Source organism: Streptomyces sp. NPDC050548 (assembly GCF_044457385.1).
GTDB lineage: Bacteria > Actinomycetota > Actinomycetes > Streptomycetales > Streptomycetaceae > Streptomyces.
The window spans coordinates 164,711-190,973 of the sequence record NZ_JBITGV010000015.1; the positions used below are offsets into that span (position 1 = coordinate 164,711).

Here is a 26,263-nt window from a genome sequence, read left to right on the forward strand (position 1 = left end):
AAGAGCGCGGTTGAGGCCCTCGCTGACGGCGCGACGCCGCCGTTCGACGCCACGTCGGGCGGACGGCCGGTGGATCCCGCGCCGGCCCATCTGAGCCGGCTGCAACGGCCCCGCGCGTCACTCGGCGAGCTTTGCGCGCGCGGTCCGACAGGTCCCGCCGGAACAGACTTGGCCCTTTGGTCTAGACCTCGCATGATCGACTGCTACCGTCACCCCGGACAGCACTGAACCGAGAGGGGACAGCGGTGGTAGAGGGCGGCAGGCCGCAACGGCGGGCCTTCATCGGGTCGTTCACGGCGGCGGGCGGCCCTGGTGTCGTCGCGGCGGCCGTGGACTCGCAGAGCGGCGCGCTGAGCGTCCTGAGCAGTGTCGACGGCGTCCCCGATCCGTCGTATCTGGCCCTGGCGCCCGAGGGGGACACCCTCTACGCGGTCAGCGAGACGGCCGAGGGCGCGCTGGCCGCGTACCGCGTCAACGGCGACAAGCCCGAACCGCTCGGCCTGCCGGTGCGCCTCGGCAGCGCGGGACCGACCCACCTGAGCCTGTACGCGGGGCACGTCCTGACCGCCGACTACGGCTCCGGCAGCGTCACCGCCGTCCCGGTCCGCCCGGACGGCACCCTGGCGGACCGCCCCTCCGGACAGCTCCGGCACACCGGCTCGGGCCCGCACGAACTGCGCCAGCAGGGTCCGCACGTCCACCAGATCCAGCCCGACCCCAGCGGCCGTTGGGCCGTCGGTATCGACCTCGGCACCGACTCCGTGCTGGTGTGCACGCTGGACGACGGACGCCCCGTACTGCACCGCGAGATCGCCCTCAGACCCGGCTCGGGCCCCCGCCACCTCGCCTTTCACCCCGACGGCGACCGCGCCTACGTCCTCAACGAACTCACCCCGACCGTCACCGTCTGCCGCTGGGACGCCGAGAGCGGCGCACTGAAGCCGCTGGCCGAGACCCCCGTACTGCCGGGCGCCCCGGCGGGCGACGCCGCCTACCCCTCCGGCATCGCGACCTCGCCGGACGGCCGCTTCGTCTGGACGGCGACCCGCGGCGAGGATGTGCTGTCCGTGCTCGCCGTCGAGGGGGAGGAGCTGCGCATGGTCGGGACGGTGCCCTGCGGGGGCCACTGGCCGCGCGCGCTCACCGAGTCCGACGGCTACCTGTACGTGGCGAACGAGCGGTCGGGCGACGTGACCTGGTTCGCCGTCGACCCCGCCACCGGCGTTCCGCGCCCCGGCGGCTCGATCGACGTGACCGCCGCGTCCTGCGTGGTGTTCGACTGACCCCACGGGCCGTGTCCACGGCATGCCGAAGGGCCCGCTCCCGCGTGAGGAGGGGCCCTTTCGGCGCTACGGCGTTACACGTGCCAGGCCGGGACAAGCCGGTGCGGGCCGGATTGGGTCAGCGGACCGGGGCGCCCTGCGGCTGCGGCGGGGCGATACCCAGCGCCGTCGTGTACTTGGAGAGCGCGAGCTTGCCGATCGCCGGGTACGGGCCGAGCGCCTCGGCGGCCGAACAACCCGCCTCGGCAGCCGCCGCCTGGAGCAGACCCGGGTCGATCTCGGGGCCGATCAGGTAGGGCGCCAACGCGAGTTGCTGCGATCCGGACCCGCGCAGCTGCTCGGCGATGGCCGCGATCGAACCTTCCTGGTCCAGCGCCGCCGCCATCACCGGCACGGCGAGACGCGCGGCGAGCAGCATGCCCGTGATACCGGCCGCCTGCACGGCCTCCTCGCCGCCCACGGACGCGAGGATGATGCCGTCCGCGGCGGTCGCCACGGTGAACAGCCTGGCCCGGTCGGCACGGGCAAGACCGGCCTCGGAGAGCCGTACGTGCAGTGCTTCGGCGAGCAGCGGGTGCGGGCCGAGCGAATCGGTCAGATCGGCCGCGACGCGGCTGTCCATGACGGCCTGGCGGACCTGGCGCAGCAGCGCGCTGTCCGGACCGGCGAGCAGCGGCACGACGACGGCCACGGGACCGTCCGGCTCCTTGACGTCGGCGCCGGCGGCCCTGGCCTGCTCGAAGCGGGCGGTGCGCTCCTCGGCCGCGTGCGCGAGCACGGCCGTCAGCGTGGGGAACTCGGCGTCGTCCCCGTCGAGGTAGCCGATGCGCCCGTCGAGGCCGGGCAGCTCGGAGCGCGCGATGCTCACGACCTCCTCGGCGAGGCTGCGCGTGGCGGCGCTGGGCGTGCCCGGCACGGCGAGCACCAGCGCGGGCGCGCCCTCGGGAGCCGCCAGCGGCTCGGGTCGGCGGTGCCGCCCGGGCTGGCGAGGTCGCGGCATTCGTACTGGCAGGCCGGACGCGGGCCCAGTGGGGGAGCTCATGGCGAGGCATGTTACTGGCTTCTTGGGCTCCCCTGTTCGGGGAGGGTGCAGGTGAGCGGTATCCGTCCTGTTTTGTCTGATGAGTTACGCACGGATCAGAAGTGATCACCTCGCCCGGCCACGCCCACCACGTGCACCATCACGCCGTCGGCCGGCAGGGTGAGCGCACCCGCCGCGAGGTCACGCGCGATCCGCACGGCACCGTCCAGCGGATCGCCCGCCGCCGCGACCAGTTGGGCGTGCGGCAGCCGTTTCGCCAACTCCTCGCGCACCGGTACGAGGAGCGGGTCGCCCATCCGGAACAGGCCACCGGTGAGGGCGACCTGAGGCTCACCGGCCGTCGGGCAGACCGCGGCGGCCGACTCGGCCATGTGCCGGGCCGCGGTACGCAGAATGCCCGCCGCCACCGGATCGTCCGGGGCGCACTGGGCGACACGGGGTGCGAAGGAGGCGAGTACGGCGGGACGATCGGGCCGTGGATACAGCTTGCCGGGCAGGCCGGACATCGGCCCGAACTGCTCCTCCGCGCAGGCCAGCAGAGGCCCGGAACCGCCGTCCCGCCCGTCATACGCCCGCAGCGCCGCCTCCAGCCCGGCCCGCCCGATCCACGCCCCGCCACCGCAGTCGCCCAGCAGATGTCCCCAACCGTCCGCCCGCCGCCAGCCGGTGAGATCGGTGCCGACCGCGATGAGTCCCGTACCGGCCGCGACCACCGCACCGGGCCGCGCTCCGAGGGCACCGACATAGGCGGTGACGGCATCGGCGACGAGCGCGACCGTCCGCACCCCGAACTCCCGCGCCAGCGCCCCCGGCAACTCCTCCCGCAACCCGTCCCCGAGGGTGGCGAGCCCGGTGGCCCCGATGACGGCCGTACCCCACTCGACGCGCCCGGCATCACCGGCCACCTCCCGCACCATGGGCACCAGTTGCTCCATGAAATGCCCGGCGTCGATCCCTCGCGCACCGGTCCGCACAGGCTCCCCGGACGCCACCGGCACGGACACCGGTCGCCCGACTTCCCCTACGACGACCCGCAGCCCGGAGCCTCCGGAGTCCACGGCGAGAAACCTGCTGCCGGCATCCCGCGCGGGGGGCGTCGAGGAGGGAACCGGCCCTCGGAGCCCACCCGGCGAACTCCCGGCCGCAGCGCCCGCCCCGCCGGTGCCACCGAAGGACACCGGCGCGTCCGGAGCGCCGACCCCGACCAAGGGCCCGACCAAGGGCCCGACCAAGGGCCCGTCCGAGGTCTCCTCGGCGCCAGGTCTGGCCTGTGCGGGTTCTCCGGAGGACACCGGTCCACTCGAAGTCCCTTCGGCGTTGCCTCTGGCCTCGACGGTCCCAGCAAGGGAATCCGGCCCGCCCGAAGCCCCCGGCGCTTCCGCCGCCCAGTCCGAACCGTCGTCCCCCGGACCGGTCACGGCAGGCGCCAGTCCACCGGTTGTCCTCCCTGCCGGACCAGCAGGTCGTTGGCGCGGCTGAAGGGGCGGGAGCCGAAGAAGCCGCGGTCGGCCGACATCGGGGAGGGGTGGGAGGACTCCACGGAGGGCAGGTCGCCGAGGAGCGGGCGCAGGTTCCGGGCGTCGCGGCCCCACAGGATCGACACCAGCGGCTTGCCGCGCGCGGCCAGCGCCCGTATCGCCTGCTCGGTGACCTCCTCCCAGCCCTTGCCGCGATGCGCGGCGGGACTGCGCGGGGCCGTGGTCAGCGCCCTGTTGAGCAGCAGCACCCCCTGCTGACTCCACGGCGTCAGATCACCGTTGGACGGCTGGGGCAGCCCCAGGTCCGTGTTCAGCTCCCGGTAGATGTTGAGCAGGCTCGGCGGCAGCGGACGTACCTCGGGGGCCACCGAGAACGACAGCCCCACGGCGTGCCCCGGGGTCGGGTACGGATCCTGTCCGACGATCAGGACACGGACGTCGTCGAAGGGCTGCTGGAAGGCCCGCAGGACATTCGGCCCGGCCGGTAGATAGGTGCGCCCGGCGGCGATCTCCGCGCGCAGGAAGTCCCCCATTTCGGCGACGCGTCCGGCCACAGGTTCCAGGGCTTTCGCCCAGCCCGGTTCGACAATCTCATGCAACGGTCGTGGTGCCACGGGCGTCACCCTACTGCCGTACACGGCACGACGATCAACCGGTGGCCCGAGCCCGACCGAGAACGACCGGACTGTGGTCGCGCGTGAACGAAGCCTCCCCATAAGGCAGTTGCCCACAAGGTGTCTCCGGTTCCCGAGTTCGCGGGCGTCGCGTGCGGGGGAGTTCCCGTCCTCATGCGATCACCGCGGCGCGCACGCACAGCACATCGGGGAGATGGGACGCCAACTGCCGCCAGCTGTCCCCGTCGTCGTCCGACGCGTACACCTCGCCGTTGCGATTGCCGAAGTACACGCCCGCCGGGTCCGCGCCGTCCGTGCACATCGCGTCGCGCAGCACCGTGCCGTAGTGGTCCTCGGCCGGCAGCCCCGCCGACAAGGCCTCCCAGCTTCTGCCCGCGTCGGCCGTACGGAAGACCCGGCAGCGGTGTCCGGCGGGCACCCGGTCCGCGTCCGCGTTGATCGGGAACACATAGGCGGTGTCGCCGCGATGGGGATGGGCCACCGCCGCGAAGCCGAACGTGGACGGCAGTCCCTCGCCGATGTCCGTCCAGTGCGCGCCCGCGTCGTCGCTGCGGTACACCCCCCAGTGGTTCTGCAGATACAGCCGGTCCGGGGTCGCCGCGTCCTGCGCGATCTTGTGCACGCACTGCCCGAACTCGGGGTTGGGATCCGGCAGGAACACCGCCGAGACACCGGAGTTGGACGGCTCCCAGCTCGCGCCCCCGTCACGCGTGCGGAAAACTCCGGCGGTCGAGACGGCGACCGTCACGGCCTTTGGGTCGCGCTCGTCGGTGAGGACGGTGTGCAGCCCCTCTCCACCGCCGCCCGGCACCCAGCGCGAGCGGGTGGGGTGCTCCCAGAGGGGACGGACGAGGTCGAAGCTCTCGCCGCGGTCCTCGGAGCGGTACAACGCGGCCGGTTCCGTACCCGCGTACACCACCTCGGATTCCGCCGCGGCCGGGTGCAGCTGCCACACCCGCTCCAGCGAAGCCCCCGTGTCCTTCGGGAACTTGACGGCCGGCTGCTCCGGCTCGACCCACGTACGCCCCAGGTCGTCGGAGTGGAACACCGACGGACCCCAGTGAGCACTGTCACCACCGGCCAGCAGTCTCGGCATGTGGCCCCTCGTGTCGACAGCGACCGAATACAGCGCCTGCGCGTTGAAGTACGGACTCTCGTCGAACTCCCAGACTCCACCCCGCCTGCGCCCGATGAGCAGGCCTTTTCGCGTGCCCACCGCGAGCAGCACCTCGGTCATGACGATCACCTCCACAGCGTTTTTGGCCACTTCGCCCCCCTCACCCCGCCAGTCTGCACCCCACCACTGACAGTCACCCCTGGAACCGACGTCACCGCAGGTCAGGGCCCTGTTCCGGGCCCGACGGGCAGATCCCGGGAACACCTCTCGCGAAAAGCCCGCGCACACCTCGTCAACCATGGGACTGTCGAGTCGGGGTATTCGTCGTGAGCATCGAGGAGACGTCTCCCGTATGGGAGGGCGGTTCGGCGTATCAGTGCGTTCATGAGGAGGATGCCTTCGATGGCGTTCCGAGGTCCGAAGGTGTGGCTGTGGCGGTGGCGGCGCAATCCGCTCAAGCGCCGCGCCGATGCGGTGGAGTCGTGGATCGTGCTCGGTGCCTGGCTGATCACCGTCCTGGCAGGCGTGCTGGTCGGTCTGACGGCTACCCGGTCCGTCGAACACGAACTGGCCCAGGAGCGCGTCGAGTGGAAACCGGTGGTGGCGCTGGTGACCCAGGACGCGCCCGGTCCCTCCCCGGCGAACTCCGGCAGAACGAACAGCGAGCTGGTCTGGGCGAAGGTCCGCTGGACGGCCGTGGACGGCTCCTCGCACACCGGCCAGATCCGCGTTCCCTCCGGCAGCGGCATCGGCACTCCGGTGACCATCTGGACCGACCCGCAGGGCCATCTGGTCACCAAGCCCGCCTCCGTGTCCCAGGCCCAGCTGCGGGCCGCACTGATCGGCACCCTGCTGGGAATGGGCGCGGCAGCCGTCCCCTTCATCAGCGCACGCGCCCTCCGGATCCGGCTGGAACGCCGACGCATGGACCAGTGGGACGAGGAGTGGGCACGCTTCGGCCCGCTGTGGAGCCGTAAGACGGGCTGAGCCCGGCATGGCATGAGCGCCCCTGGCCCGCAAGCCGATGCAGGGGCTCTCGTCATGTCGGTCACCCCTCCCCGGCATGCCTCTCCTGCGTGCCCTCCCCGCCCGTCACCACCTGCCGGCACCTCCCCAACAGCCGCTCGTCCGCCAGAACGTCCTGGCTCCCGTGCCCGCCGGCCCGCGCCAAATGCCGTCGCGGAGTGGCGAGTTCCGCCTCCACCAGGTCGCGCAGGGGTGTCCCGGCAGCCCCCATCCCGACCAGGGACGCGGCGGCAGCGCCTCGCACACGCGGATGCCCGGTCCAAGCCGACCGCAGCACCGGAAGCACCCTCTCCGCATCCCCGGTCACCCGCCACAGCGCCCAGGCCCCCGCGACCCGCTCCTCCGCGCACTCCGCCTCGACCATCCGCGCCAGCCCGTCCGACGCGACCCGAGCGGACACCCCGACCCGCGCCAGTACCTCCGCAGCCACCCGGCGCCGCTGCCCGTCCGAACCCGCCAACGCCCGCAACAGAGGAGGCAGTACGGCCGACGCATCCCCCTCCAGCGACCACAACGCACCCGCCGCGACCCCCGCACACTCGGAGTCCAACAACCCCCGCAGCACCGGTACGACACCCTCCGCCACGACCCCGAACGCGTCGAGCGCCCGGACCGACGACGCCACGACCCGCTGCCTGGACCGCACCCCGTCCGGCATCCCGCGCAACAGGCGCAGCACCTCCGGTACGGCCTCCCGGTCGGCGAGCGCGGTCAGCGCGGACAGCAGTGGCAGGGCACGGTCGGACGTCTCCGGGGAGTCGAGGGGCACACGGCCGAGCCGGTGCCGCAACGCCGGGGCGAGTGGGGCTGCCGAGCGGCCCAGGTGGACGATCACCCGACCCAGATCGTCGGGTACGACCGGCCCCGCGAGCACCTCGGCCAGTACCGGTGTGGCCCGTGGATCGCCGCTGCGGGCAAGGGACTTGAGCCCGCCGCCCAGGGCCGGCGCCCCACGCTCCCAGCGCTCGGTCCACAGATCGGGGCGCGCGATCACCAGCGCGTGCAGGTGATCGGCGGCCGGTGCCGCCAGGTGGAAGAGTTCCCCCAGCACCGACGACGCTGCATCCCGCAACCGGTAGGCCTCCGCGCCCAGTTGCTCACCGACCAGCGCGACGAGCGCCGAGTGGTCGCCCCGCCACTCGCGGAACAGCCCAGCCGACATCCACACCCCGTTGCACCGGTCGGTGGAGTCCGGGGCGGTCAACTGCCCTTCCAGCAGGGCGATCCGGTCGGCCACCCGCTCGCCGAGCGCGGTATGCAGCGTGCGCACGAGCTGGGCGCCCTCTTCGTCCGAGGGGCGGAGTCGCCGTAACCGTCCGGCGAGCGTGTCCGGGCAGTCGTTGTCGTCCCGCGCACGGGGGCCCGACCGACGCCGCTCGGACCGCTCCCCGAGCAGGCCCACGACCGTGGGGACCAGGTCGGCGGGGAGCAGATCGGGCGCGCATGCCGCGAGTTGGCCGAGCGCGGCGAGCCGTAGCCCGGGGTCGTACGGCGGCACGCCGAGAGGCAGCAGGGTGTCCAGTGCCTCGGTGGCGTGGGCCGGATACCGCCGTACGAACAGACCGAGGCACTCGACGAGGGCGAGCAGCACCCGGTCGTCTCGCTCGGCCGTGATCCGCTGCCGTAACAGGCCCAGCACGCGCGCGGGTTGATCGAGGAACCGGATCAGCCCCTCGGCGGCGGCCCGGCGCACGCCGGGGTCCCGGTCGCCGGCGAGCGCGACGAAGACCTCGGCCCCCGCCCTGAGGACCGCCTCGGCCGATCCGTGCCCCCGCCCGATGCTGACCAGAAACTCCACCAACTCGCCCCGCTCCGCGACCTCCTCGTCAGTGGCGAGCGCGAACAGAAACGGAACGCAGGCGAGTGTCGAGTCGTACACCAACCCCTCGTGGTGCACCGCGCCGTACATCCCGTCGAGCGCGCCCGCCCGCTCGACGGGGTCCGTGGAAGCCAGTCCCCTGAGCAGTCCGGGCACGTCCTCGGCACTGCCGTACGCATGGCGCAGCGAGGCCCAGTCGACCTCGTCGATCCCCGTGAACACGTTGCCCTCCCCAGACGAAGTGCCGACTGATCGTGAGTCTGCACCACGCCACTGACAACGAAGCGGAATCGAGAGGTGACCGAGGGTCAGTCCCCGTCGGGCAGGGCGCGGGAGAGGATCGCGCCGAGGTCTGCGGAGTCGGGGAGCGTGCCGAAGGCGTTCCCCCAGTCGCCGCCCAGCCGGGTCGCGCAGAAGGCGTCGGCGACCGCGGCCGGGGCGTGCCGCACGAGGAGGGACGCCTGGAGGGTGAGCGCCATCTGCTCGACGAGGCGGCGCGCACCGGTCTCGGTCGCCTCGTTCAACGCGCTCCGCAACCGGCTCACCGCCGCGTCCAGTCGGGCGTCCGCGCCCCGCGCCAGGGCGAGTTCGGCGAACAGGGCCTCCGCCGGGCCGGAGTCCCGGCTCAACGCCCGTAGTACGTCAAGGGCGTTGACGTTCCCCGAGCCCTCCCAGATGGAGAGGAGAGGAGCCTCGCGATAGTGCCTGGGCATGCCCGAGTCCTCGACGTAGCCGTTGCCGCCGAGGCACTCCAGGGCCTCCGCCGTGAAGGCCGGACCGCGCTTGGTGACCCAGTACTTGCCCACGGCGGTGGCGATCCGGCGGAACGCCGACTCGGCTTCGTCCCCGCGCACCGCGCGGTCCGCCGCACCCGCCAGCCGCAGAGTGAGGGTCGTCGCGGACTCCGACTCCAGCGCCAGATCGGCCAACACATTGCGCATCAGCGGCTGTTCGAGCAGTCGCGCGCCGAACGCACCGCGGTGGCGCACATGGTGGCCCGCCTCGACGAGCGTCTTGCGCATCAGTGTCGCCGACATCATCACGCAGTCCAGACGGGTGCAGTTGACCATCTCGATGATGGTCTTGACGCCGCGTCCCTCGGGCCCGACCAGCCAGGCGACCGTCCCGTCGAACTCCGGCTCCGAGGACGCGTTGGACCGGTTGCCCAGCTTGTCCTTCAGCCGCTGGACACGGAACACGTTGCGGCTGCCGTCGGGCAGGACACGGGGCACCAGGAAGCACGACAGCCCGCCCGGAGCCTGCGCCAGCACCAGGAACACGTCGCACATCGGCGCCGACGTGAACCACTTGTGCCCGCGCAGTGTGTACACGCCGGGTTCGGCGGTGGGAGTGGCCGCCGTGGTGTTCGTGCGGACGTCCGAGCCGCCCTGCTTCTCCGTCATCCCCATCCCGGCCAGCAGCCCGCGCTTCCCGGTCGGGACGCGCAGGCCCGGTTCGTAGACCCGGCTGGTGAGCAACGGCTCGTAGACCGCGGCCAGTTCGGGCTGGGCACGGAGCGCGGGGACGGCGGCGTACGTCATCGACGTCGGGCAGCCATGGCCCGCCTCGGTGTGTCCCCACACCAACCCGCCCGCCGTACGGGCCACATGGGCGCCGGGGCGCTCGTCAGCCCAGGGCGCACCCGCCAACCCCTCGGCGACGGCGACGCCCATGAGCCGATGCCAGCTCGGGTGGAACTCGACCTCGTCGATCCGGTTGCCGTACCGGTCGTGCGTGCGCAGCTCCGGCTCGTGCCGGTTCGCCTGCTCACCCCACTCCTGCGCCTGTGCACTGCCCGCCGCCCGGCCGAGCCGCCGTACGTCCTCCTCGGCCCAGCCGGCGCCCTCCCGGCGCAGCCCCTCAAGCAGGGCCGTGTCCTCGGAGGCGTCGTACGGGGTCAGGGGCGGGGGCTGGTTGGTGACGTCGTGCGTGGCGTTCCGGGGCTGCGGCGGTGTGTGCGCGAGTGTCTGGGCCATACGGGAAGTGTTGCACTATCTCTGCGGTCGCATCAATGATGTAACACGAGGGTCGCCCCGTAGAGTACGAGGCCATGCGGATGAACGTGACAGAAGGGCCCGGCGAGGTGGACCTGCGCCCGTTGTCCGCGCGCTCGGTCGTCCTCAGCCTGCTGCTGGGCACGCATCCGCCCGAGCTGCCGGTACGCGATCTGCTTCGCGCCGTCGAGCCGCTCGGCGTGGCCGGATCCACCCTGCGGGCCGCGCTCAGCCGGATGGTGGCCGCCGGAGATCTGCGGAGCGCGGACGCCGTCTACCGGCTCAGCGACCGGCTGCTGGAACGCCAGCGCCGCCAGGACATCGCCGTACACCCCGAAACCCGCCCCTGGGACGGCGACTGGGAGATGACCGTCGTCACCGCGACCGGCCGCGGCCCCGCCGAACGCGCCGAACTGCGCGGGGAGTTGACCGCACTGCGGCTCGCGGAACTCCGCGAGGGAGTCTGGCTCCGCCCGGCCAATCTGCTACGACCCCGACCGGACGAACTCGGCGCGGTCGCCCGGCACTTCACCACCCGCCCGGAGGAGCCCGCCCCCCAACTCGCGGCGAACCTGTGGCCACTTGAGTCCTGGGCGAAGACGGCCGAGGCGCTGCTCACTCGGATCACCGCCACCGCCAACCGTCCGGCCGACCGTTTCACCGTACTCGCCGCCGTCGTACGCCACTTGCTCGCCGACCCGGTCCTGCCCCCCGAACTCCTGCCCGCCGACTGGCCGGGCCCCACCCTGCGCGCCGAATACACCCGCCACCGGCGGGAGTTGATCGCGGCCGTGCTCGGAAATCCGGGATGACCCGAGGAACCCGGCACGGCCGCCGTCACCGCGGTGGGCTCACTTGTACGTGATGTCCGAGGCCGCGTACTTGCAGTAAGTGCCGTCCGCGCCCGTGCCGTTGGTGGTCGGCTCCGCGCCCGTGTTGTTCCCGATGTACTTCTGACAGGGGATCATCTTCTTGCTGGTGTCCCCGACGATCGTGATGGCCTTCAGGGTGGCGCTGTCGCCGTAGTTGGTGTTGATGCCGACGATCCGGCTGCCCTTGTACGTCGCCTCGATGGTGTTGAGGTTGATCGTGCGCTTGTACTGCGTCTTGCAGTTGCCGCACGAGCGGACGAACGTACCGAAGGTCTGCGCCGCGAAGTTGGAGACGTTGAGCGTTCCGGCGCCGTTGAACTGGAACACCTTGTCGCTGGCCTCCTTCGCGCCACCGCCGGAGACGGTGTACACGTTGGACGACGAGGAGCCCAGGAAGGTGGCCGCGTCCTCGCCGACGTCCTCCCACCACACGTTCTGCAGCGTGCAGGCGCCCAGGCAGTGGATGCCGTCGGCGGCGGGGGAGCCGATGATGACGTTCTTGACCACCGCGCCCGGGGCCAGTTCCAGGATGGGGCCCTGGTCCTCGTCCTGGCTGCCCGTGCCCAGGTCGCCGCTGCCGTACAGGCGCAGCATCCCGTAGTCCTTGGTGCCCGAGACCGAGATGGTGGAGGTCACCGCCTGGCTGCCGCTCGCGGTGGGCCAGGTGGCGGCACTGGCCGGCGAGAGCGCACCGGATGCCATGATCATGCCAACGGAGAGGCCGAAAGCGGCCAGCGTGCCGGTGAGCGCACGCGATCGTGCGGAAGAAGTCATGTCCCGATTCCTTCTCCGAGGTGGGGGAGTGGTCAGAGCTTTCCGGTGCCCGCGCCCGCGGTCACCGAGGCGGCGACGGTCGAGGCGGGCTCGGCGGTGTAGCTGTACGGCGGGCTGGTGAACGTGCCGACCTGCGAGATCTCGGTGGCGGCTCCGCCGAGGTCGTTGCCGCTGAGGTTGGCGTAGCCGTCCACGTCGCTGTCCCGGTTCGTCGTGACGGCGACCTCCGTGTCGCGGAAGACGTTGTTCTGGACGAACATCTGGGCGCCCATGCGCGAGTGCACGGCGGTCTCGGCGCCGACGACGTAGTTGTCGTAGAAGTGCCCGGTGCCGAAACGCAGGCTGGGGATACGGGAGTTGACCTGGTCGAACCAGTTGTGGTGGTACGTCACCCGCAGATGCCCGGTGTCCTCGCTCGCGTTGTTGTCGCTGTGGCCGACGAGCGAGCCCTTGTAGTGGTTCTTGAAGGTGTTCCAGGAGACGGTGACGTAGTCGGAGGCGTGCGTGATGTCGAGCAGGCCGTCGTAGTAGTCCTTGTCGTGGTCCAGGTCGGACGAGAAGGCGTTGTGGTCGATCCACACCTTCGTCGACGCCTGCACGGTGATGCCGTCGGCGGGCGCGACCGGCTTGCTGATGTTCAGGTTGCGCACGACGACGTTCGTCACCTTCTTCAGGCGCAGCCCGCCGCCGGTGAACCCGGACGCCGAACCGACGCCCAGGACCGTCGTGTTGGACCCGATGTCCACCTGACCGCTCAGCGAGATCAGGCCGTTGACCTTGACCACCTTCGAACTGCTGCCGGTGACGGCCGACTTGAAGGCGTCGAGCGTCGACACCGTGACCGCCGTGGCGCTGCCGCCACCGGTCGTGCCGGCGCCGAATCCGACCGGCGAGGTGTCGGCCGCGGATGCGGAGTGGGGGAGTGCGAGCACGGCCGCCGTGGCGAGCGCGACCGCCGTCAGAGCTGATCTTCGAGTACGCATGCGGGTGCGTCCCTTCGAGAGGGCATGGGTGATCGGATACGTGAACGATGTACGCCATCAAGGACCGCGCGGTCACACTTCTGAACGGAACGTAGAGTGCAAGCGCTTTCTAGTCAACGCTCCGCGCGAAACTATTCGAAGCGTGGGAGCGCTTCCATGGGGCTCATGTCCATGTCACGATGCCGATGGTTCCCCCTCGAACGACGCCGCACGAGCCGCGATCAGGAAGGGACGATGACGTGCGCCCCACAGCCGCCTGGAACACCCTCAAGTCCGCCGGAAAACCGCCCCGTTCGGTACTCGTCGCCCTCTTCGGAGCGCTGATGCCGTTGCTCGCGGCACTGACCCTCCTGGCACCCCCGGCCGCCGCCCGCACCGAGGCCGTCCCCACCGCGACCCTCACCGAGGTCACCGGCTTCGGCACCAACCCCAGCAACCTGCAGATGTACGTGTACGTCCCGGCCGCCGTCACCGCCCACCCGGCGGTCGTCGTGGCCGTGCACTACTGCGGGGGATCGGGCCCCGCGATGTACTCAGGCACCGAATACGCCTCGCTGGCCGACCAGTTGGGCTTCATCGTCGTCTACCCGTCGGTCACCCGGGCCAGCAAGTGCTTCGACGTCTCCTCGCCCCAGGCGCTGCACCACGACGGCGGCAGCGACCCGGTCGGCATCAAGTCCATGGTCGACTGGGTGAAGAGCACATACTCCGCCGACCCGAGCCGCGTCTACGCCCTGGGCATCTCCTCCGGCGCGATGATGACGAACGTCCTGCTCGGCGACTACCCCGACGTGTTCGCGGCCGGTGCCGCCTTCGCCGGCGTGCCGTTCGGCTGCTTCGCCACCACCGACGGCTCCGAGTGGAACACCGCCTGCGCCAACGGCACCGTCGTCCAAACCCCGCAGCAGTGGGGCGACTTGGTGCGCGGCGCCGACCCCGGCTACACCGGCCCCCGCCCTCGTATGCAGCTCTGGCACGGCACCGCCGACGACACCCTGCGCTACCCCAACTTCGGCGAGGAGATCAAACAGTGGACCAACGTGCAGGGCGTCAGCCAGACCCCCGCCACCACCGACTCCCCGGCCACCGGCTGGACCCGCACCCGCTACGGCGCCACCGGTGACCGGGCCCCCGTGGAGGCGATCAGCCTCCAGGGCGTCACCCACAACCTCTACACCTACGGCATGGGCGCCCGCGTCCTCACCTTCTTCGGCCTCTCCGGCGGCGGCACCACGCCCCCGCCCTCGACCGGCCCCTGCAAGGTGACGGCCACGACCAGCGCCTGGAACACCGGCCTCACCGCCTCCGTGACGCTCACCAACACCGGTACGAGCACGGTGAACGGCTGGCAGCTCGGCTTCACCCTCCCCACCGGCCAGACCATCACCAACGGCTGGGGCGCCACGTACACACCGGCCTCCGGCACGGTGACGGCCACCAACGTGTCGTACGACGGCACGATCGCCCCGAACGCGAGCGTGACCATCGGCTACCAGGCGAACCACACCGGCAACAGCGCGGCACCCACCGCCTACACGCTCAACGGGACTGCCTGCACGGTCGGTTGACCCGCACCCCACTCCTTTTCGAGGAAGGTGGATTCCGTGCACCTCACGAGACGGACCGCGATCGTCGCCACGACCTCGGCGCTGTCAGCCCCCAACTCGGTTCGTGCCAGGGGCGGTTCGACCCGCCCCGGCTCGCACTGGGTGAACACCTGGACGGCGATGCCCCAGCTCACCGAGCCCGGCAACCTGCCACCCGCGCCGTTCACCGGGACCAGGTCGGTCCTGGTCGACACCACCCTGAGGCAGACGCTCCGCGTCACCACCGGAGGCCGCACCCTGCGCCTGCGCTTCTCCAACGCCTACGGCGACACCCCGCTGCCGCTCACCGCGGTGACGCTGGCGCTCCCGCGGGACGGCAGGGCGGGCGCGAGCGCGATCGTGCCCGGCAGCGGCAGGCCGGTGACGTTCGCCGGGCGCGGCTCGGCGACCGTGCCGGTCGGTGCCCAACTGGTCTCGGATCCCCTGGACTTGGAGCTGCCCGCAGCATCCGTCCTGACCGTGACGACCTACCTGGCGACGGGCCAGCCCTCGCTCGCGCTCACCTCGCACCCGGGCTCGCGCACGACGTCGTATCTCCAACTCGGGGACCACACACGGGACGAGGACCTGCCCGGTGCGACCCCGGTCGACCACTGGTATCTGCTGAGCGACGTCGAGGTGCTGGCCCCGCGCACCACCACGGCCGTGGCGATCCTGGGCGACTCGCTCACCGACGGCCGCGGCTCCACGACCAACGCCGACGACCGCTGGCCGGACCAGCTCTACGACCGCCTCAGGGCCCACCCCGCGACCGCCGCCGTAGCGATCCTGAACCAGGCGGCGGGCGGAAACCGGGTCCTCAACGACGGTCTCGGCCCCAACGTCCTGGCCCGCCTCGACCGCGATGTCCTCTCCCGCAGCGGGGTCACCCGCCTCATCGTCTTCGAGGGCGTCAACGACATCGGCACCGCCGACGCGACCCCGGCCGCCCAACACCAGGTCACCGAGGACCTGTTGGCGGCCTACGACCAGATCGTCGTCCGCGCCCACGCGCAGGGCATCCGTGTCTACGGCGCGACCCTGCTCCCCTTCGGCGGCAACACCTACGACGACCCGGCGGGCGAACGCGAGCTCTCCCGCCGGGCCGTCAACACCTGGATCCGGACGAGCGGCCACTTCGACGCGGTCCTCGACTTCGACCGTGCCGTACGCGATCCGGCCGATCCGCGCCGCCTGTTGGAGTCCCTCCAGGTGGGCGACTGGCTGCATCTCAATCCGGCGGGGTACGGCGTCCTGGCCGCGACGGTCCCCACCGGACTGCTGCGTTAGACGACCGGCTCCTTCGCGGTGGCGGGGGCCGCGGCCGAACTGCCCTTCACCGGAAGGTGGTTGAAGACCAGGTTCAGCACGATCGCCGTCAGGCAGCCCGCGCTGATGCCGCTGTTCATCACCGTCTGGAACCAGTCCGGGAACTGCGTGTACACCGTCGGCACGCCGACCGGCAGCATGCCCACGGCCACCGAGACAGCGACGACGGTGAGGTTGTGGTTGTCCTTGAAATCGACCTGGGTCAGGGTGCGGATGCCGCTCGCGGCGACCGTGCCGAACATGACCAGACCCGCGCCGCCGAGCACCGGTGCCGGTATCGCGGCAACTACCGCGCCCAGCTTGGGGAGCAGACCGAGAACCACGAGGATGCCGCCGGCGACGGCGACGACCCAGCGGCTGCGGACCCGGGTCATGCCGACGAGGCCGACGTTCTGGGCGTACGCCGTGTACGGGAAGGTGTTGAAGACACCGCCGAGGACGGTGGACAGGCCGTCGGCGCGCAGGCCGTCCGCGAGGGAGCGCGGCTCGATCTTCCGGTCGGTCATCTCGCCGACGGCGATCAGGTCACCGGTCGTCTCCGTCATCGTCACCAGCGCCACCACCAGCATCGACACGATCGCCGAGGCGTGGAAGGTGGGCGTACCGAAGTGGAAAGGCGTGCTGATGCCGACCCAGTCGGCGTCCCCGACCCCGCTGAAGTCCGTGAACCCGAACACCACCGCGGCCACCAGCCCCACGGCCATGCCGATCAGCACCGCGATCCGGCTGAGGAACGCGGGCGCGAACCGCTGCACACCCAGCACGACCACGAGCACGAAAGCCGCGAGCGCCAGGTTCTTCGGCTCACCGAAGTCCTTCGAACCCTGGCCGCCCGCCGCCCAGTTGCCCGCCGCGGGCAGCAGCGACAGACCGATGATCAGGATCACCGTGCCGGTCACGAGCGGCGGGAAGAAGCGCAGCAGCTTGCCGAACACCGGTGCCAGGAGCGCGATGGCGAGCCCCGCGACGATCACGGAGCCGTAGATCGCGGGCAGTCCGCCGCCCGTCGTACCGATCAACACCATCGGCGACACGGCCGCGAACGTACAGCCCTGCATGATCGGCAGCCGCACCCCGAACCGCCAGAAGCCGATGCACTGGATGAGCGTCGCGATCCCGCACACCAGCAGGTCGGCGGTGATCAGATACGCCAGATCGGCGGCCGACAGCTTCATCGCCCCACCGACGATCAGCGGAACCGCCACCGCGCCCGCGTACATCGCGAGCACATGCTGCAGCCCGAAGGCGGCCAACTGCCGTACGGGTGGGACCTCGTCGACGGGATGCACGGGTGTGGTCGTTGCCATGGGCACTCCTGAGCGGCGGAGGGGGAGGGGGATGGGGGGAGAAACTTGTGGACAGCACGAGACCGTAAGCGCCTTGAACAGTTTGTTGATTTCTGAGGTGTTGCCGCCGTGTGTCATGCCCATCCGTTATGCGCGCGACGCACGAACCGCCTCCCGAAGGGCCTCCCAGCCGGGCAGTTTGACCACACCGCCGCGCCCGAGCGAGGCCCCCAGCTCGGCCTCGGCCCGCTCGATGGCCTCCCACCCGGCCCACTCGACCGGCTCGATCCCTTCGGCCCGCAGCACGGTGAGCGGGTCTTCGGACGCTTCATGTCGTACGAGCGTGGCGGCGTCCTCCAGCAGGGACGTCACCGTCTCCTTGGCGTCCGGGCGGTTGGTGCCGATGACGCCGGTCGGGCCCCGCTTGATCCAGCCGGCCACGTACTCGCGGGGTACGGGCACTCCCTCGCGCAGGACGCGGCCCGCCCGGTGCGGCACGATGCCGAACTCGGCGTCGAACGGCAGCCCGTCCAGCGGCACCCCGCGATATCCCACCGAACGCAGCACCAACTGCGCCTCGATGTCCTCCAGTTGGCCCGTGCCGCGCACTGCGCCGTGCCCGTCCGGCGCGGTCCGTTCGAAGCGCGCCGCGCCCACCCGCCCTGCGCCGGCGAGGAGTTCGACGGGACGAAGGAAGAAGCGGAGGTGGATACGGCGGGCGGCGCCCGAGGGTGGCAGGGCCGCCCAGGCGCGCAGCGTCTCCACGTTGCGGCGTTGCGCGGCGGGCAGGGCGGAGGGGTCCAGACAGTCCGGGTCGAGCGCCAACTCGGCCGGTTCGACGGTCACTTCGGTGTCCGGGAGGCCGCCCAGTTCGCGCAGTTCCTTGGTGGTGAAGCGGGCCTGCGAAGGGCCGCGCCGGCCCACCATGTGGATGTCCGTCACGCCGCTCGCGGCCAGCGCGGTGAGCGCCGCCTGCGGGATGTCGGTGCGGCTCAGCTCGGCCGTGCCGCGCGCCAGCAGCCGTGTGACGTCCACCGCGACATTGCCCACGCCGATGACGACGGCCGAGCGCGCGCCGAGCACGAATCCGTCGGCCGTGGAGTCCGGGTGGGCGCTGTACCAGGACACGAACTCGGTCGCCGACCAGCTGCCCGGCAGCTCCTCGCCGGGAATCCCCAGATGGCGGTCGGTGGCCGCACCCACGCAGTACACGACCGCGTCGTACAGCTCCCGCAGCCGCGCGGCCGACAGCCCACCGGGTCCCACCTGCACCTCGCCTAGGAACCGCACCCGCTCGTGCTCCAGCACCGTCCGCAGATTGTTCTGCAGGGACTTGATCTTCTCGTGGTCCGGCGCCACGCCGTAGCGCACCAGGCCGTACGGGCACGGGAGCCGGTCCAGGACGTCGACCAGCACCCCGGGCTCCCGCTGGACCAGGCTCTGGGCGGTGTAGACCCCGCTCGGCCCGGAACCGACCACGGCGATACGCAGCACGGCGGAACTCCTCACCCGTCAGGCACACAGGAGATCGCTGAATCGTCAGACCGCTGGCAACTCCAGGGTCCCACCACCGCGGCTCCGCTGACAGGGTGCCGTGCGTACCCGTCCGGGATGGGGGCGCGCGTGTCCGTTCGTATGGAATGTGATCATGCGGTTACGTTGCGTGTGTGCTAGAAGCATCCTTTGTTAATCTTTCCGATCGCTGCCCGGAGGACGGCGCGGTCTCCGTGTGGCCCGCGTGGGAAGTGCAGGAGCACGACGGAGCCACCGCGTGGTTCCACGTCCGGCTGGCCTTCACCGACGGCGCCCGGGTCGACGCGCTCGCCGTGGTCTCCGACCAGGGCCTCTCCGTCGAGGACGTACGGGCCCAACCGGCTCTGTCCCTCGACGACTTGACGGTGCTGGCCGACTGGATCGAGGGACCGCTCTTCGAGGCGTGCGGCTTGGAATCGGGGCACGTGTACGAGGGGGAGGAGGGGGCGGAGTCGGGTGGAGCGCGCCGGGCCCGGCCGCCCTGGCCGCGTGGCATCGAGGGGCGATGGCTGGTCGCCCAGGAGTACCGCGCCGCGCAGGAGGAGGGCGTCGATCCCGTCCTCGCGGTGATGTGCGCGACCGGACACAGTCGGCGCCGTTCTCTCCGGCTCATCTCCCAGGCGCGCGACGCGGGCTATCTGACGCCTCGTCATGCGAGGCGCTGAACCGGTGAGTCGGGGCGGCGGCCGGGCTATGCGTCGGTGGGCTCCGCGGGATGCTCGTCCGGCGACCGGTCGTCCGTCGCGAAGAACCGTGAAAGGTCCGTGTCCGCTGCCGCACTCGGTGTGCTGCCGGTCTCGGGTGGGACCCCCAACTCCCAATCGAGCCCGTACCGTTCGAACAGCTCGGTGCGCAGCACCGGGATCGGCATCGGTACCCCGGGCACGAGTGCCGCGTAGACCGCGCCCATGAGGAGGGCCCGCAGCATCGGGTAGTCGGACGGGTCGTTCCCCGACTTGTACCGGGCGATCGTCTCCCCGAGCAGTTCGGCCAGGCGCCGCTGCTCCGGGCACTGCACGAAGCCCTCACCCTGGAGCAGCCCCGCCATGTGCTGGCGCATCAGCACGGGCCGGTCGTGCGCGAGGCCCAGGATCGCGTCGACGGCCCGCGCCATGCGCTCCCGCTCGTCGGTGGTGCGCGGCTCGCGCTCCAGCGCTTCTTCCAGCGTCCGGTGCATCAGCCGGTGCACGGCGGACTGCACGAGCTGGCGTTTTCCGGGGAAGTAGTACGACACCAGTCCGCGCGCCGAGCCGGCCCGGTCCGCGATGTCACCCAAGGTCGTGGCCTCGAAACCGCGCTCACCGACCAGCTCGACCGCCGCCTGCAGAAGCCGCTCCCGGGAACGCCGTCGCAACTCTTCATTGACCGAGGCGCTTCGCGGGGACATGCTGTAACTCCTGCGTTGACTGGCTATCAGCCAACTATACTCAGGACGTTCGGGCCCCCGTCGCGAGGGCCCGTCGAATGCTGCCGTCCGTCTGGGGCGACGCGGGGGATCGTCTCAGGCGGGCGGCTCCTTTTCACCCCAATGGTTACCTCGGGCTACCTTTGACCCGGCGTCCGGCGCCGCCTTCTCGCACATCTGTCGCACGGCACGTGATCCGTCCCTAGAGTGGGCACGGGTGACGAGCCGAGGAGGCGCACGGGCATGGACCAGGACCAGCAGATTTTCGCGCGGATCAACGAGATGGTCGACGACGAGCGCAAGCTCCGGGAGGCCCTCGCCTCCGGCGCGATCGACAGCACCACGGAGCACCAGCGCCTCGGCCAGCTGGAACGCGAACTCGACCAGTGCTGGGACCTGTTGAGGCAGCGCCGCGCCAAGGTGGAGTTCGGCGAGAACCCGGACGAGGCGCGGGTGCGCCCGGAGTCCGAGGTGGAGGGGTATCAGGGGTGACTCGGCGGGCTGGGTCGGCTCCTGGACTTCTGGAGCCGACCCCGGCTCAGCGCTGACCGACCAGGTCGAGCACGGGGCGCAGCGCGTCCGGCCGTTCGGCCACCGGGCGGTGGTCCACGAAGTGCACCCCGCAGCCCAGGGCAGCCGCCCCGCCGTCCGAACGTCGCTCGTCGCCGACCATCAGTACGTCCTTCGGGTCGACCCCGAGCGCCTCGCAGGCAACCGCGAACAACCGCGGGTCCGGCTTCTGAACGCCGTGCTCGTACGACAGCGCATACGCGTCCACGTAGATGTCGAGGCCGTGCTCGCGGAACACCGGCCGCAGATCCCAGCCGATGTTGCTCACCACGCCCACGGCGATGCCACGCTCGCGCAGTGTCCGCAGCACGAATTCCGCGTCCGGGTACGGCGTCCAGGCGGCCGGCGTCATGTGCCGGTCGTACAGCGCGTCGTACAACGCCGGGTCGGGGAGCGGGACTTGGCGGGAGACGCCGGTGTACGCGGCCCGGTGCAGTTCCGCACTCCGGTCCCGGATCGCCCACATCTCGGCGAACTCCGCGGGCAGTTGCTCCGGCTGCGCCCCACCCGGCATCGCCCCCGCCGACTCCAGCGCCCGTGCCGCATCGGCCAACTCCGGCTCGGGCAGCGCGATCCCGGTCTCCCGCAGGACGGCACGCAGCCAGGACTCGGTGGACTCGACACGGAAGAGGGTTCCGGAGAAGTCGAAGAGGACGGCAGTCATGTGGTGATCCTACTCAGCCCTTCGCATCCCACCGCCGCTCGTACACCTCGACGGCCACCGCCACCACGAGGGCTCCCAGAACCCAGCCGCCCAACACGTCCGACGGCCAGTGCACACCCAGCCACACACGGGTCAGTCCCACACCCACCACGCAGATCACGGCGAGAGCCATGGCCGTACGCCACACAACACGTCCGGCGCCGTGATGGTGGAGCAGCCACAGGAGGAGGCCGCAGACCACCGTGGCGGTCATGGCGTGACCCGAGGGGAAGGCCGCGTAGTGCGCGGAGTCGACGGGGTCCGGCCACACCGGGCGGGGTCGGCCGACCAGTGCCTTCAGGGCCTGCTGCAACAGTGTGCCGAACGCGCATGTGGCCGCCAGCCACAGTGCCGTCCACCATGCGGAGCGCCGCCACACCAGCCACACCATGGTGGCCGCACATACAAGGCGGAGGGTGAGGGGGTCCCAGACCCAGTCCGTCAGGACGCGGCACAGCTGCGTCACGCCGTGGTCCTCGACCGCCCGGCGATGAGTGGTTACGGCGATCCGGCGGTCGAGGTCGATCAGTGGACGGCACTCGACCGCGACCAGGGTGAGGAGCAGCGCGGAGCACAGGGTCAGGGCGGCGAGGGTGGTGTGCCGGCGACTCGGGCGGGACGGACGGTGCATGGAACGATCCTCGCCGATCCATTCCACTCCCTGCCGATCCGCGTGGACCTCAGCCGAGCGCCCGCAGCCCCGGCACGAACGCCACCAGCACCGGAATCACCGGCACCAGCGCAGCCGTGGCGGTCAGTCCCAGGCGGCGGGTCGGCGTGAGCCGGTCCTGGGGCGTGAGCAACCGGTGCACCCGCTGCGGGACATGGGCGTGCGGGGTCGGGCAGGGCCCGAACACCCCACGGTCCTCGTTGAGTTCGACGAGTGCGAGCGCGGTCGTGAGGCGGCCGAAGCGGCGGGATGCCATGTCGTCGGCGGCGAGTTCGACCAGGCGGTGCATCTCGTCACGGAACGCGGCGAACACCGGAACCTGCGGGAACCCGGTCGCCAGCGCGGTCGAACAGTGCAGCAGCCAGTCGTGCCGGGCCTGCGCGTGCCCCTGCTCATGTGCGAGCAGGGAGTCCAGCTGCCGCCCCTTGAGCCGACGCAACGCGGCTGTCGTGATGACCAGTTGGGGCGCGGGGCCGGACATCCACCACGCGTCCGGCCGCTCGCCCTCCAGCACGACCAGCGGCTCGGCACCCGGCTCCTCGCCGGGCAACAGCGGTGCGCGCACGAGGAGTTCGGCCCTTCGCCGCCGACGGCGCGACCGGGCCCGTACGACCTCACGGACCAGCATCGCCACCGTCCACGCCCCGCCGCACGCGAGGGCGACCGCGGTCGCCGCGGCCCAAGGACCGTTCGTCATAAGGGGATAGGCGTCCAGAACGGCGTGCGGGGCGTTGGCGAAGACGTGGCCGCGCACCGCCTGCCAAGCGGCGGCGGCGCTCAGCGTCATCGACAAGGCACAGCACAGGAGGACGGCCGCCACGACGCACTGCCACACCCACAGCGCGAGCACCGGCTCATGGTCCGGCCAGTCGGCCCGGGCGAGCAGCCGTGGGGCGACGACGGCGGCCAAGGCGCCGAGCAGCAACAGTGCCGCGGGGACCATCATGGAAGCACCCTATGAGCGCCGCGGTGATCAGGGGTACGGCTTGTCACGGCAAAGTGACGCAGACCACGATTTCGTACAGTGCCCCGGATTCCTGGATGCCCGGCTCCTCAGAGCGTGAGCAGCATCGCGACCATGGCGATCCCCATCGACAGCCGGCACGCCCGGGCCAACTCCGGCCGGTCGCCCCACCCGACACTCCCGCCGTCGCCGACGGCCGCGCCGGTGACGGGCACCAGCCGTATGCCCGACAGCAGCACGTATCCCACGAAGTAGAGGAGCAACACGCCTGTCACGAGCGGGACTCCGGAGCCCTCGTGCTCATGGTGGTGACCCGGGGAGGCGCCCATCACGAGCGCCATGTAGACCATGGCGGCGGTGCCCAGCAGATGGTGCACATGGTGCGGGCTCCTGCGCGCGGTCCACAGGGCGCGCAGCGCCGCCGCGCCGAACACCGCCGCGTAGCCGGGCCAGGCCCACGACGGGGGCGCGAACACCGCGGCGGGCACGGCCATCGCGGCCATCCCGAAGCCCATGAGGGCCTCGCCGCCGGCGGCCCGTCGCTGTTCCTCGACGGGGCTGCGCATCCGCAACAGGCAGTAGGCCCCGGTCGCGGCGCAGAGCGCGACCAGCAGCCAGCCCGGCGAAGCCGGTCCGTGCATGCGCATCCCCCCGTTCGGCCCCGGTTCTCACTCTTCGTGGATGATCGGTCACAGGTTGCCCGTGCCGCACGGGGCGCAATCGAGCGCAACGGTGTACATGGGGAGCACTCGGCGGAGTGCGGCAGGTCGGAGGCGCGCTCCCGTAACTAATTTACGAGTAAAACACCTGCTAAACTTGTTCTCCATGAGCAGTGCGACCCCCGCCCCCACCCCGCGCGTCCGACGCCTTCCGCTCGCCGGTGCGCTCCGCCTCGGCAGGCCCTCCGACATCTGGTTCAAGCCCGCGCTCAGCGTGGTCGCCTCGGTCGCCCCGCCCAACCTGACCCTGCTCGCCCTGGGCCGCCTCGACCTGGCGATGTACACGATGGCCGGCTCCTTGTGCGCGCTCTACGCCCACAACAAGCCCTACGCCGCCCGGGCCCGCGCTCTGGTGTGGGTGGTGCTCGGGATGATCGGCGGCCTCGCGGTCGCACTGGTCACCGCCTCCCTCACCACGAACGCCGTCGTGCTGGTCACGGTCGGCGCCGCCCTGGCCGCCGTACAGAAGGGCCTGTGCGACGCGACCCGGATCGGCCCGCCCGGCAACGTCGTCCTCACCTTCATCAGCTCCGCCTCGCTCTTCGCGCCGCAGACGCTCGCCCAGATCCCCGGTCATCTCGCGCTCGCCGCCCTGGCGGGCGTCTGGGCGTGGCTCGTCGGCATGGCACCCGGCCTGGTTCGGCCCTACGGCCCCGAGCGGCGTGCCACGGCGCAGGCACTGGATGCCGCCGCCGCGTACGCCGCCACCCACGGCACCGGCGACGACCACGCACGCGCGCGTGCCGTCACGGCAGCGGCCGTCCAGGCGGCCTGGCAGTCCCTGCTCGCCACGGGTGTCCGCACCGAGCCCCGCCGCGCCCTCGAACGTCTCGTCGTCCGTGCCGAGGTCGCCCTCGCCGCGCCCGCGGACACCGACCCGGAGCCGCTGCGCACCTGGGCCCGCGAACTGCGCGGCGGGGGACCGGTCCCAGGGAACGACGGCCCGGTGGACGCCGTAGCCGAACTCCTCGGTGTGGACGCCGAACTCGCCGCCCCCGCAGGCCCGTTGTGGACCAGGCTCGGACCACTCGCCCCCCTCGTGCTGCGCACGGCGATCGGCTGCGCCCTCGCCGGTTACGCCTCCCTGGCCCTCGGTGTCGGCCGTCCCTACTGGGCCCTCGTCACCGCCGCCTCCCTCTATCAGGCCAACATCACCCTCACCTGGGGCCGGGGAGTGCAGCGGGTCGTCGGCAACCTCGTGGGCGTGCTCGTCTTCGCCGGGGTGGCACCGCTCGCGCACAGCCGTCCGGCGCTCCTGGTGCTGTGCTGCCTCGCGTTCAACTTCGGCGCCGAGGCGCTGATCGGCCGCAACTACTGGCTCGGCAGCGTCTGTGTGACCCCGATGGCGCTGCTCATCACCGAGTTCGCCCGGACCCAGCAGCCCGGGGAACTGATCACCGAGCGGGTCGTGGACACCCTCGTCGGCGCTCTGGTCGGCCTCGTGGCCGCGGCCGTCGTCACCAACCGGCGCGCGACGGACCGTATCGAGGAGGCGCTCACCGCAGTCGAGGGGGCGCGCGGGCGGGCCGCGCGCCTCTTGTGCGAGCCCGTTCCCGCGCCCGGAGCCCTGGATTCCGCGCATCGCGCGCTCGCCGCGGCGCTGGTCGAACTGCGTGCCACCGTCGACGCCGCGTCCGGCGAGTGGTGGCAGCGCGCCCTGCCCCAGGAGCGGGTCGTGCTCGCCGAGCAGTCCGGACACCGTACGCTCGCCGCGACGGTACGACGCCGGGGGCCGCACTCCCGGCCGACCGCGGATCGGCGCACGGGCAGGAAGACGGAGGGCGTACGGGGATGACGTCAATGAACGGACGGCCGACGGACGGAAACGGTGCCTCTCCGGATACGGCCCGGCACGACCCCTCGCCGAGCGCGCCCCGCCATGACACCGTCGCCGCCGTCGTCGGGCAGTGGCAGGCCGTGCACCCCGATCTCGACACCGGGCCGATGGAGATCATCGGCCGCATCAACCGGTGTGCCGCCCTGCTCCAGCAGGCCGAGGACGCGCCGCTGCGCCGCGCCGGGCTCAGCCGCCCGGAGTTCGACCTGCTCGGCGCGCTCCGCCGTACCGGACACGAGCTGACGCCGAGCGAGCTGACCCGGGAGACCTTCTCCTCGGGGGCCGCCGTGACCAAGCGCCTCAAGCAGCTCACCGAACGCGGACTGGTCGAGCGCCGTGGCGACACCCGCGACCGCCGTGTCGCGCATGTCCGCCTGACGGACACCGGCCGCGAGCTGGTCGACGCGATCCTGCCCGAGCAGCTCGCCTACGAGACCACCGTGCTCGCCGGTCTCGACACGCCAGGGCAGGGCGAACTCGCCACGCTGCTCGGCGAGTTGCTGGTCCAGCTGGAAGGCCGGCTGGGCGTGCTGCGCGTCTGAGCCGCCGCAGGTGAGTGGCGGCGGACCGTTGACGCGAGCCGCGTGATCTCCCTACGTTCGACCAGGTCGGTTCGGGACGCCGACTGTCGTACGACA

General features: G+C 71.6%; 24 protein-coding genes. 9 read left to right on the forward strand and 15 right to left on the reverse strand.

The annotated features are described in order from the left end of the window. Positions 1 to 245 precede the first annotated feature (245 nt). Positions 246 to 1,283, forward strand: a complete 1,038-nt coding sequence (locus ACIBJH_RS34595; protein ID WP_399120865.1) for a lactonase family protein — start codon at positions 246 to 248, stop codon at positions 1,281 to 1,283. 118 nt (positions 1,284 to 1,401) lie between these two features. Here the strand turns inward: ACIBJH_RS34595 and ACIBJH_RS34600 are convergent, their stop codons facing one another. The 4 genes from ACIBJH_RS34600 to ACIBJH_RS34615 form a co-directional block, all read right to left on the reverse strand. Next, the gene (locus tag ACIBJH_RS34600; RefSeq protein WP_262062790.1) at positions 1,402 to 2,325 is read right to left on the reverse strand and encodes a sirohydrochlorin chelatase; all 924 of its coding nucleotides are present in this window, start codon (positions 2,323 to 2,325) and stop codon (positions 1,402 to 1,404) included. A gap of 95 nt (positions 2,326 to 2,420) precedes the next feature. Continuing rightward, positions 2,421 to 3,383 (reverse strand): N-acetylglucosamine kinase, encoded by a 963-nt coding sequence (locus ACIBJH_RS34605; protein ID WP_399120866.1) that lies wholly within the window; start codon positions 3,381 to 3,383, stop codon positions 2,421 to 2,423. A 356-nt stretch (positions 3,384 to 3,739) separates the two neighbouring features. Then, positions 3,740 to 4,417: a uracil-DNA glycosylase gene (locus ACIBJH_RS34610; protein WP_026178657.1), complete on the reverse strand. Its 678-nt coding sequence runs from the start codon at positions 4,415 to 4,417 to the stop codon at positions 3,740 to 3,742. 172 nt (positions 4,418 to 4,589) lie between these two features. Beyond that, a complete protein-coding gene (locus tag ACIBJH_RS34615; protein WP_399120996.1) occupies positions 4,590 to 5,675 on the reverse strand; it encodes a WD40/YVTN/BNR-like repeat-containing protein in 1,086 nt (361 codons plus the stop codon). 282 nt (positions 5,676 to 5,957) lie between these two features. On the opposite strand from ACIBJH_RS34615, the gene ACIBJH_RS34620 reads away from it, so the two are divergent. Next, positions 5,958 to 6,542 carry a hypothetical protein gene (locus tag ACIBJH_RS34620; RefSeq protein ID WP_399120867.1) on the forward strand — a complete coding sequence of 195 codons (585 nt, stop codon included), beginning with the start codon at positions 5,958 to 5,960 and terminating at the stop codon, positions 6,540 to 6,542. Between the two features lie 61 nt (positions 6,543 to 6,603). Here the strand turns inward: ACIBJH_RS34620 and ACIBJH_RS34625 are convergent, their stop codons facing one another. Together ACIBJH_RS34625 and ACIBJH_RS34630 are read right to left on the reverse strand one after the other, a co-directional pair. Continuing rightward, positions 6,604 to 8,622 carry a HEAT repeat domain-containing protein gene (locus ACIBJH_RS34625; protein WP_399120868.1) on the reverse strand — a complete coding sequence of 673 codons (2,019 nt, stop codon included), beginning with the start codon at positions 8,620 to 8,622 and terminating at the stop codon, positions 6,604 to 6,606. An 86-nt stretch (positions 8,623 to 8,708) separates the two neighbouring features. After that, on the reverse strand, positions 8,709 to 10,376 hold the full coding sequence (locus ACIBJH_RS34630; protein ID WP_399120869.1) for an acyl-CoA dehydrogenase family protein: 1,668 nt from the start codon (positions 10,374 to 10,376) through the stop codon (positions 8,709 to 8,711). 74 nt (positions 10,377 to 10,450) lie between these two features. Here ACIBJH_RS34630 and ACIBJH_RS34635 point away from each other — a divergent pair, with 74 nt between their 5' ends. After that, positions 10,451 to 11,206, forward strand: a complete 756-nt coding sequence (locus tag ACIBJH_RS34635) for a PaaX family transcriptional regulator C-terminal domain-containing protein (protein WP_399120870.1) — start codon at positions 10,451 to 10,453, stop codon at positions 11,204 to 11,206. A gap of 39 nt (positions 11,207 to 11,245) precedes the next feature. On the opposite strand, the gene ACIBJH_RS34640 is transcribed toward ACIBJH_RS34635, so the two are convergent. Both ACIBJH_RS34640 and ACIBJH_RS34645 read right to left on the reverse strand, forming a co-directional pair. Then, a complete protein-coding gene (locus ACIBJH_RS34640; RefSeq protein ID WP_399120871.1) occupies positions 11,246 to 12,040 on the reverse strand; it encodes a pectate lyase in 795 nt (264 codons plus the stop codon). 32 nt (positions 12,041 to 12,072) lie between these two features. After that, the gene (locus ACIBJH_RS34645) at positions 12,073 to 13,023 is read right to left on the reverse strand and encodes a polysaccharide lyase family 1 protein (protein WP_399120873.1); all 951 of its coding nucleotides are present in this window, start codon (positions 13,021 to 13,023) and stop codon (positions 12,073 to 12,075) included. Positions 13,024 to 13,262: 239 nt separating this feature from the next. Between ACIBJH_RS34645 and ACIBJH_RS34650 the strand changes: the two genes are divergently transcribed. After that, a complete protein-coding gene (locus ACIBJH_RS34650) occupies positions 13,263 to 14,591 on the forward strand; it encodes a PHB depolymerase family esterase (protein ID WP_399120874.1) in 1,329 nt (442 codons plus the stop codon). A gap of 36 nt (positions 14,592 to 14,627) precedes the next feature. Then, positions 14,628 to 15,899, forward strand: a complete 1,272-nt coding sequence (locus ACIBJH_RS34655) for an SGNH/GDSL hydrolase family protein (RefSeq protein ID WP_399120875.1) — start codon at positions 14,628 to 14,630, stop codon at positions 15,897 to 15,899. On the opposite strand, the gene ACIBJH_RS34660 is transcribed toward ACIBJH_RS34655, so the two are convergent. Together ACIBJH_RS34660 and ACIBJH_RS34665 are read right to left on the reverse strand one after the other, a co-directional pair. Then, positions 15,896 to 17,245: a nucleobase:cation symporter-2 family protein gene (locus ACIBJH_RS34660; RefSeq protein ID WP_399120876.1), complete on the reverse strand. Its 1,350-nt coding sequence runs from the start codon at positions 17,243 to 17,245 to the stop codon at positions 15,896 to 15,898. The two genes, ACIBJH_RS34655 and ACIBJH_RS34660, sit on opposite strands and share 4 nt — an antisense overlap. Before the next feature lie 126 nt (positions 17,246 to 17,371). Beyond that, positions 17,372 to 18,718, reverse strand: a complete 1,347-nt coding sequence (locus ACIBJH_RS34665) for an FAD-dependent oxidoreductase (RefSeq protein WP_399120877.1) — start codon at positions 18,716 to 18,718, stop codon at positions 17,372 to 17,374. A 233-nt stretch (positions 18,719 to 18,951) separates the two neighbouring features. Between ACIBJH_RS34665 and ACIBJH_RS34670 the strand changes: the two genes are divergently transcribed. Continuing rightward, positions 18,952 to 19,422, forward strand: a complete 471-nt coding sequence (locus ACIBJH_RS34670; RefSeq protein ID WP_399120878.1) for a DUF6214 family protein — start codon at positions 18,952 to 18,954, stop codon at positions 19,420 to 19,422. Positions 19,423 to 19,448: 26 nt separating this feature from the next. On the opposite strand, the gene ACIBJH_RS34675 is transcribed toward ACIBJH_RS34670, so the two are convergent. Further along, positions 19,449 to 20,144: a TetR/AcrR family transcriptional regulator gene (locus tag ACIBJH_RS34675; RefSeq protein ID WP_399120879.1), complete on the reverse strand. Its 696-nt coding sequence runs from the start codon at positions 20,142 to 20,144 to the stop codon at positions 19,449 to 19,451. 261 nt (positions 20,145 to 20,405) lie between these two features. Between ACIBJH_RS34675 and ACIBJH_RS34680 the strand changes: the two genes are divergently transcribed. Continuing rightward, positions 20,406 to 20,654, forward strand: a complete 249-nt coding sequence (locus ACIBJH_RS34680; protein WP_093630547.1) for a DUF2630 family protein — start codon at positions 20,406 to 20,408, stop codon at positions 20,652 to 20,654. A 46-nt stretch (positions 20,655 to 20,700) separates the two neighbouring features. On the opposite strand, the gene ACIBJH_RS34685 is transcribed toward ACIBJH_RS34680, so the two are convergent. From ACIBJH_RS34685 to ACIBJH_RS34700, 4 genes are all read right to left on the reverse strand, one after another. After that, positions 20,701 to 21,396, reverse strand: coding sequence for an HAD family hydrolase (locus tag ACIBJH_RS34685; RefSeq protein WP_399120880.1), 696 nt, complete (start codon positions 21,394 to 21,396; stop codon positions 20,701 to 20,703). Positions 21,397 to 21,409: 13 nt separating this feature from the next. Then, positions 21,410 to 22,066 (reverse strand): phosphatase PAP2 family protein, encoded by a 657-nt coding sequence (locus tag ACIBJH_RS34690; protein ID WP_399120881.1) that lies wholly within the window; start codon positions 22,064 to 22,066, stop codon positions 21,410 to 21,412. A gap of 49 nt (positions 22,067 to 22,115) precedes the next feature. Next, the gene (locus tag ACIBJH_RS34695; RefSeq protein ID WP_399120882.1) at positions 22,116 to 23,051 is read right to left on the reverse strand and encodes a M56 family metallopeptidase; all 936 of its coding nucleotides are present in this window, start codon (positions 23,049 to 23,051) and stop codon (positions 22,116 to 22,118) included. A gap of 107 nt (positions 23,052 to 23,158) precedes the next feature. Next, a complete protein-coding gene (locus tag ACIBJH_RS34700; RefSeq protein WP_262062808.1) occupies positions 23,159 to 23,710 on the reverse strand; it encodes a DUF5134 domain-containing protein in 552 nt (183 codons plus the stop codon). Positions 23,711 to 23,894: 184 nt separating this feature from the next. Here ACIBJH_RS34700 and ACIBJH_RS34705 point away from each other — a divergent pair, with 184 nt between their 5' ends. Then, positions 23,895 to 25,583 (forward strand): FUSC family protein, encoded by a 1,689-nt coding sequence (locus ACIBJH_RS34705; protein WP_399120883.1) that lies wholly within the window; start codon positions 23,895 to 23,897, stop codon positions 25,581 to 25,583. Next, positions 25,580 to 26,167, forward strand: coding sequence for a MarR family winged helix-turn-helix transcriptional regulator (locus tag ACIBJH_RS34710; protein WP_399120884.1), 588 nt, complete (start codon positions 25,580 to 25,582; stop codon positions 26,165 to 26,167). Before ACIBJH_RS34705 ends, ACIBJH_RS34710 begins: the two co-directional genes overlap by 4 nt. Positions 26,168 to 26,263: the final 96 nt, after the last annotated feature.

Coding starts and splice junctions, on each gene's coding strand:
- ACIBJH_RS34600 (WP_262062790.1), bottom strand. CDS start 2,325: ATGAGCTCCCCCACTGGGCCCGCGTCCGGCCTGCCAGTACGAATGCCG.
- ACIBJH_RS34615 (WP_399120996.1), bottom strand. CDS start 5,675: ATGACCGAGGTGCTGCTCGCGGTGGGCACGCGAAAAGGCCTGCTCATC.
- ACIBJH_RS34620 (WP_399120867.1), top strand. CDS start 5,958: ATGGCGTTCCGAGGTCCGAAGGTGTGGCTGTGGCGGTGGCGGCGCAAT.
- ACIBJH_RS34630 (WP_399120869.1), bottom strand. CDS start 10,376: ATGGCCCAGACACTCGCGCACACACCGCCGCAGCCCCGGAACGCCACG.
- ACIBJH_RS34635 (WP_399120870.1), top strand. CDS start 10,451: ATGCGGATGAACGTGACAGAAGGGCCCGGCGAGGTGGACCTGCGCCCG.
- ACIBJH_RS34640 (WP_399120871.1), bottom strand. CDS start 12,040: ATGACTTCTTCCGCACGATCGCGTGCGCTCACCGGCACGCTGGCCGCT.
- ACIBJH_RS34645 (WP_399120873.1), bottom strand. CDS start 13,023: ATGCGTACTCGAAGATCAGCTCTGACGGCGGTCGCGCTCGCCACGGCG.
- ACIBJH_RS34660 (WP_399120876.1), bottom strand. CDS start 17,245: ATGGCAACGACCACACCCGTGCATCCCGTCGACGAGGTCCCACCCGTA.
- ACIBJH_RS34675 (WP_399120879.1), bottom strand. CDS start 20,144: ATGTCCCCGCGAAGCGCCTCGGTCAATGAAGAGTTGCGACGGCGTTCC.
- ACIBJH_RS34680 (WP_093630547.1), top strand. CDS start 20,406: ATGGACCAGGACCAGCAGATTTTCGCGCGGATCAACGAGATGGTCGAC.
- ACIBJH_RS34685 (WP_399120880.1), bottom strand. CDS start 21,396: ATGACTGCCGTCCTCTTCGACTTCTCCGGAACCCTCTTCCGTGTCGAG.
- ACIBJH_RS34690 (WP_399120881.1), bottom strand. CDS start 22,066: ATGCACCGTCCGTCCCGCCCGAGTCGCCGGCACACCACCCTCGCCGCC.
- ACIBJH_RS34695 (WP_399120882.1), bottom strand. CDS start 23,051: ATGATGGTCCCCGCGGCACTGTTGCTGCTCGGCGCCTTGGCCGCCGTC.
- ACIBJH_RS34700 (WP_262062808.1), bottom strand. CDS start 23,710: ATGCACGGACCGGCTTCGCCGGGCTGGCTGCTGGTCGCGCTCTGCGCC.
- ACIBJH_RS34705 (WP_399120883.1), top strand. CDS start 23,895: ATGAGCAGTGCGACCCCCGCCCCCACCCCGCGCGTCCGACGCCTTCCG.
- ACIBJH_RS34710 (WP_399120884.1), top strand. CDS start 25,580: ATGACGTCAATGAACGGACGGCCGACGGACGGAAACGGTGCCTCTCCG.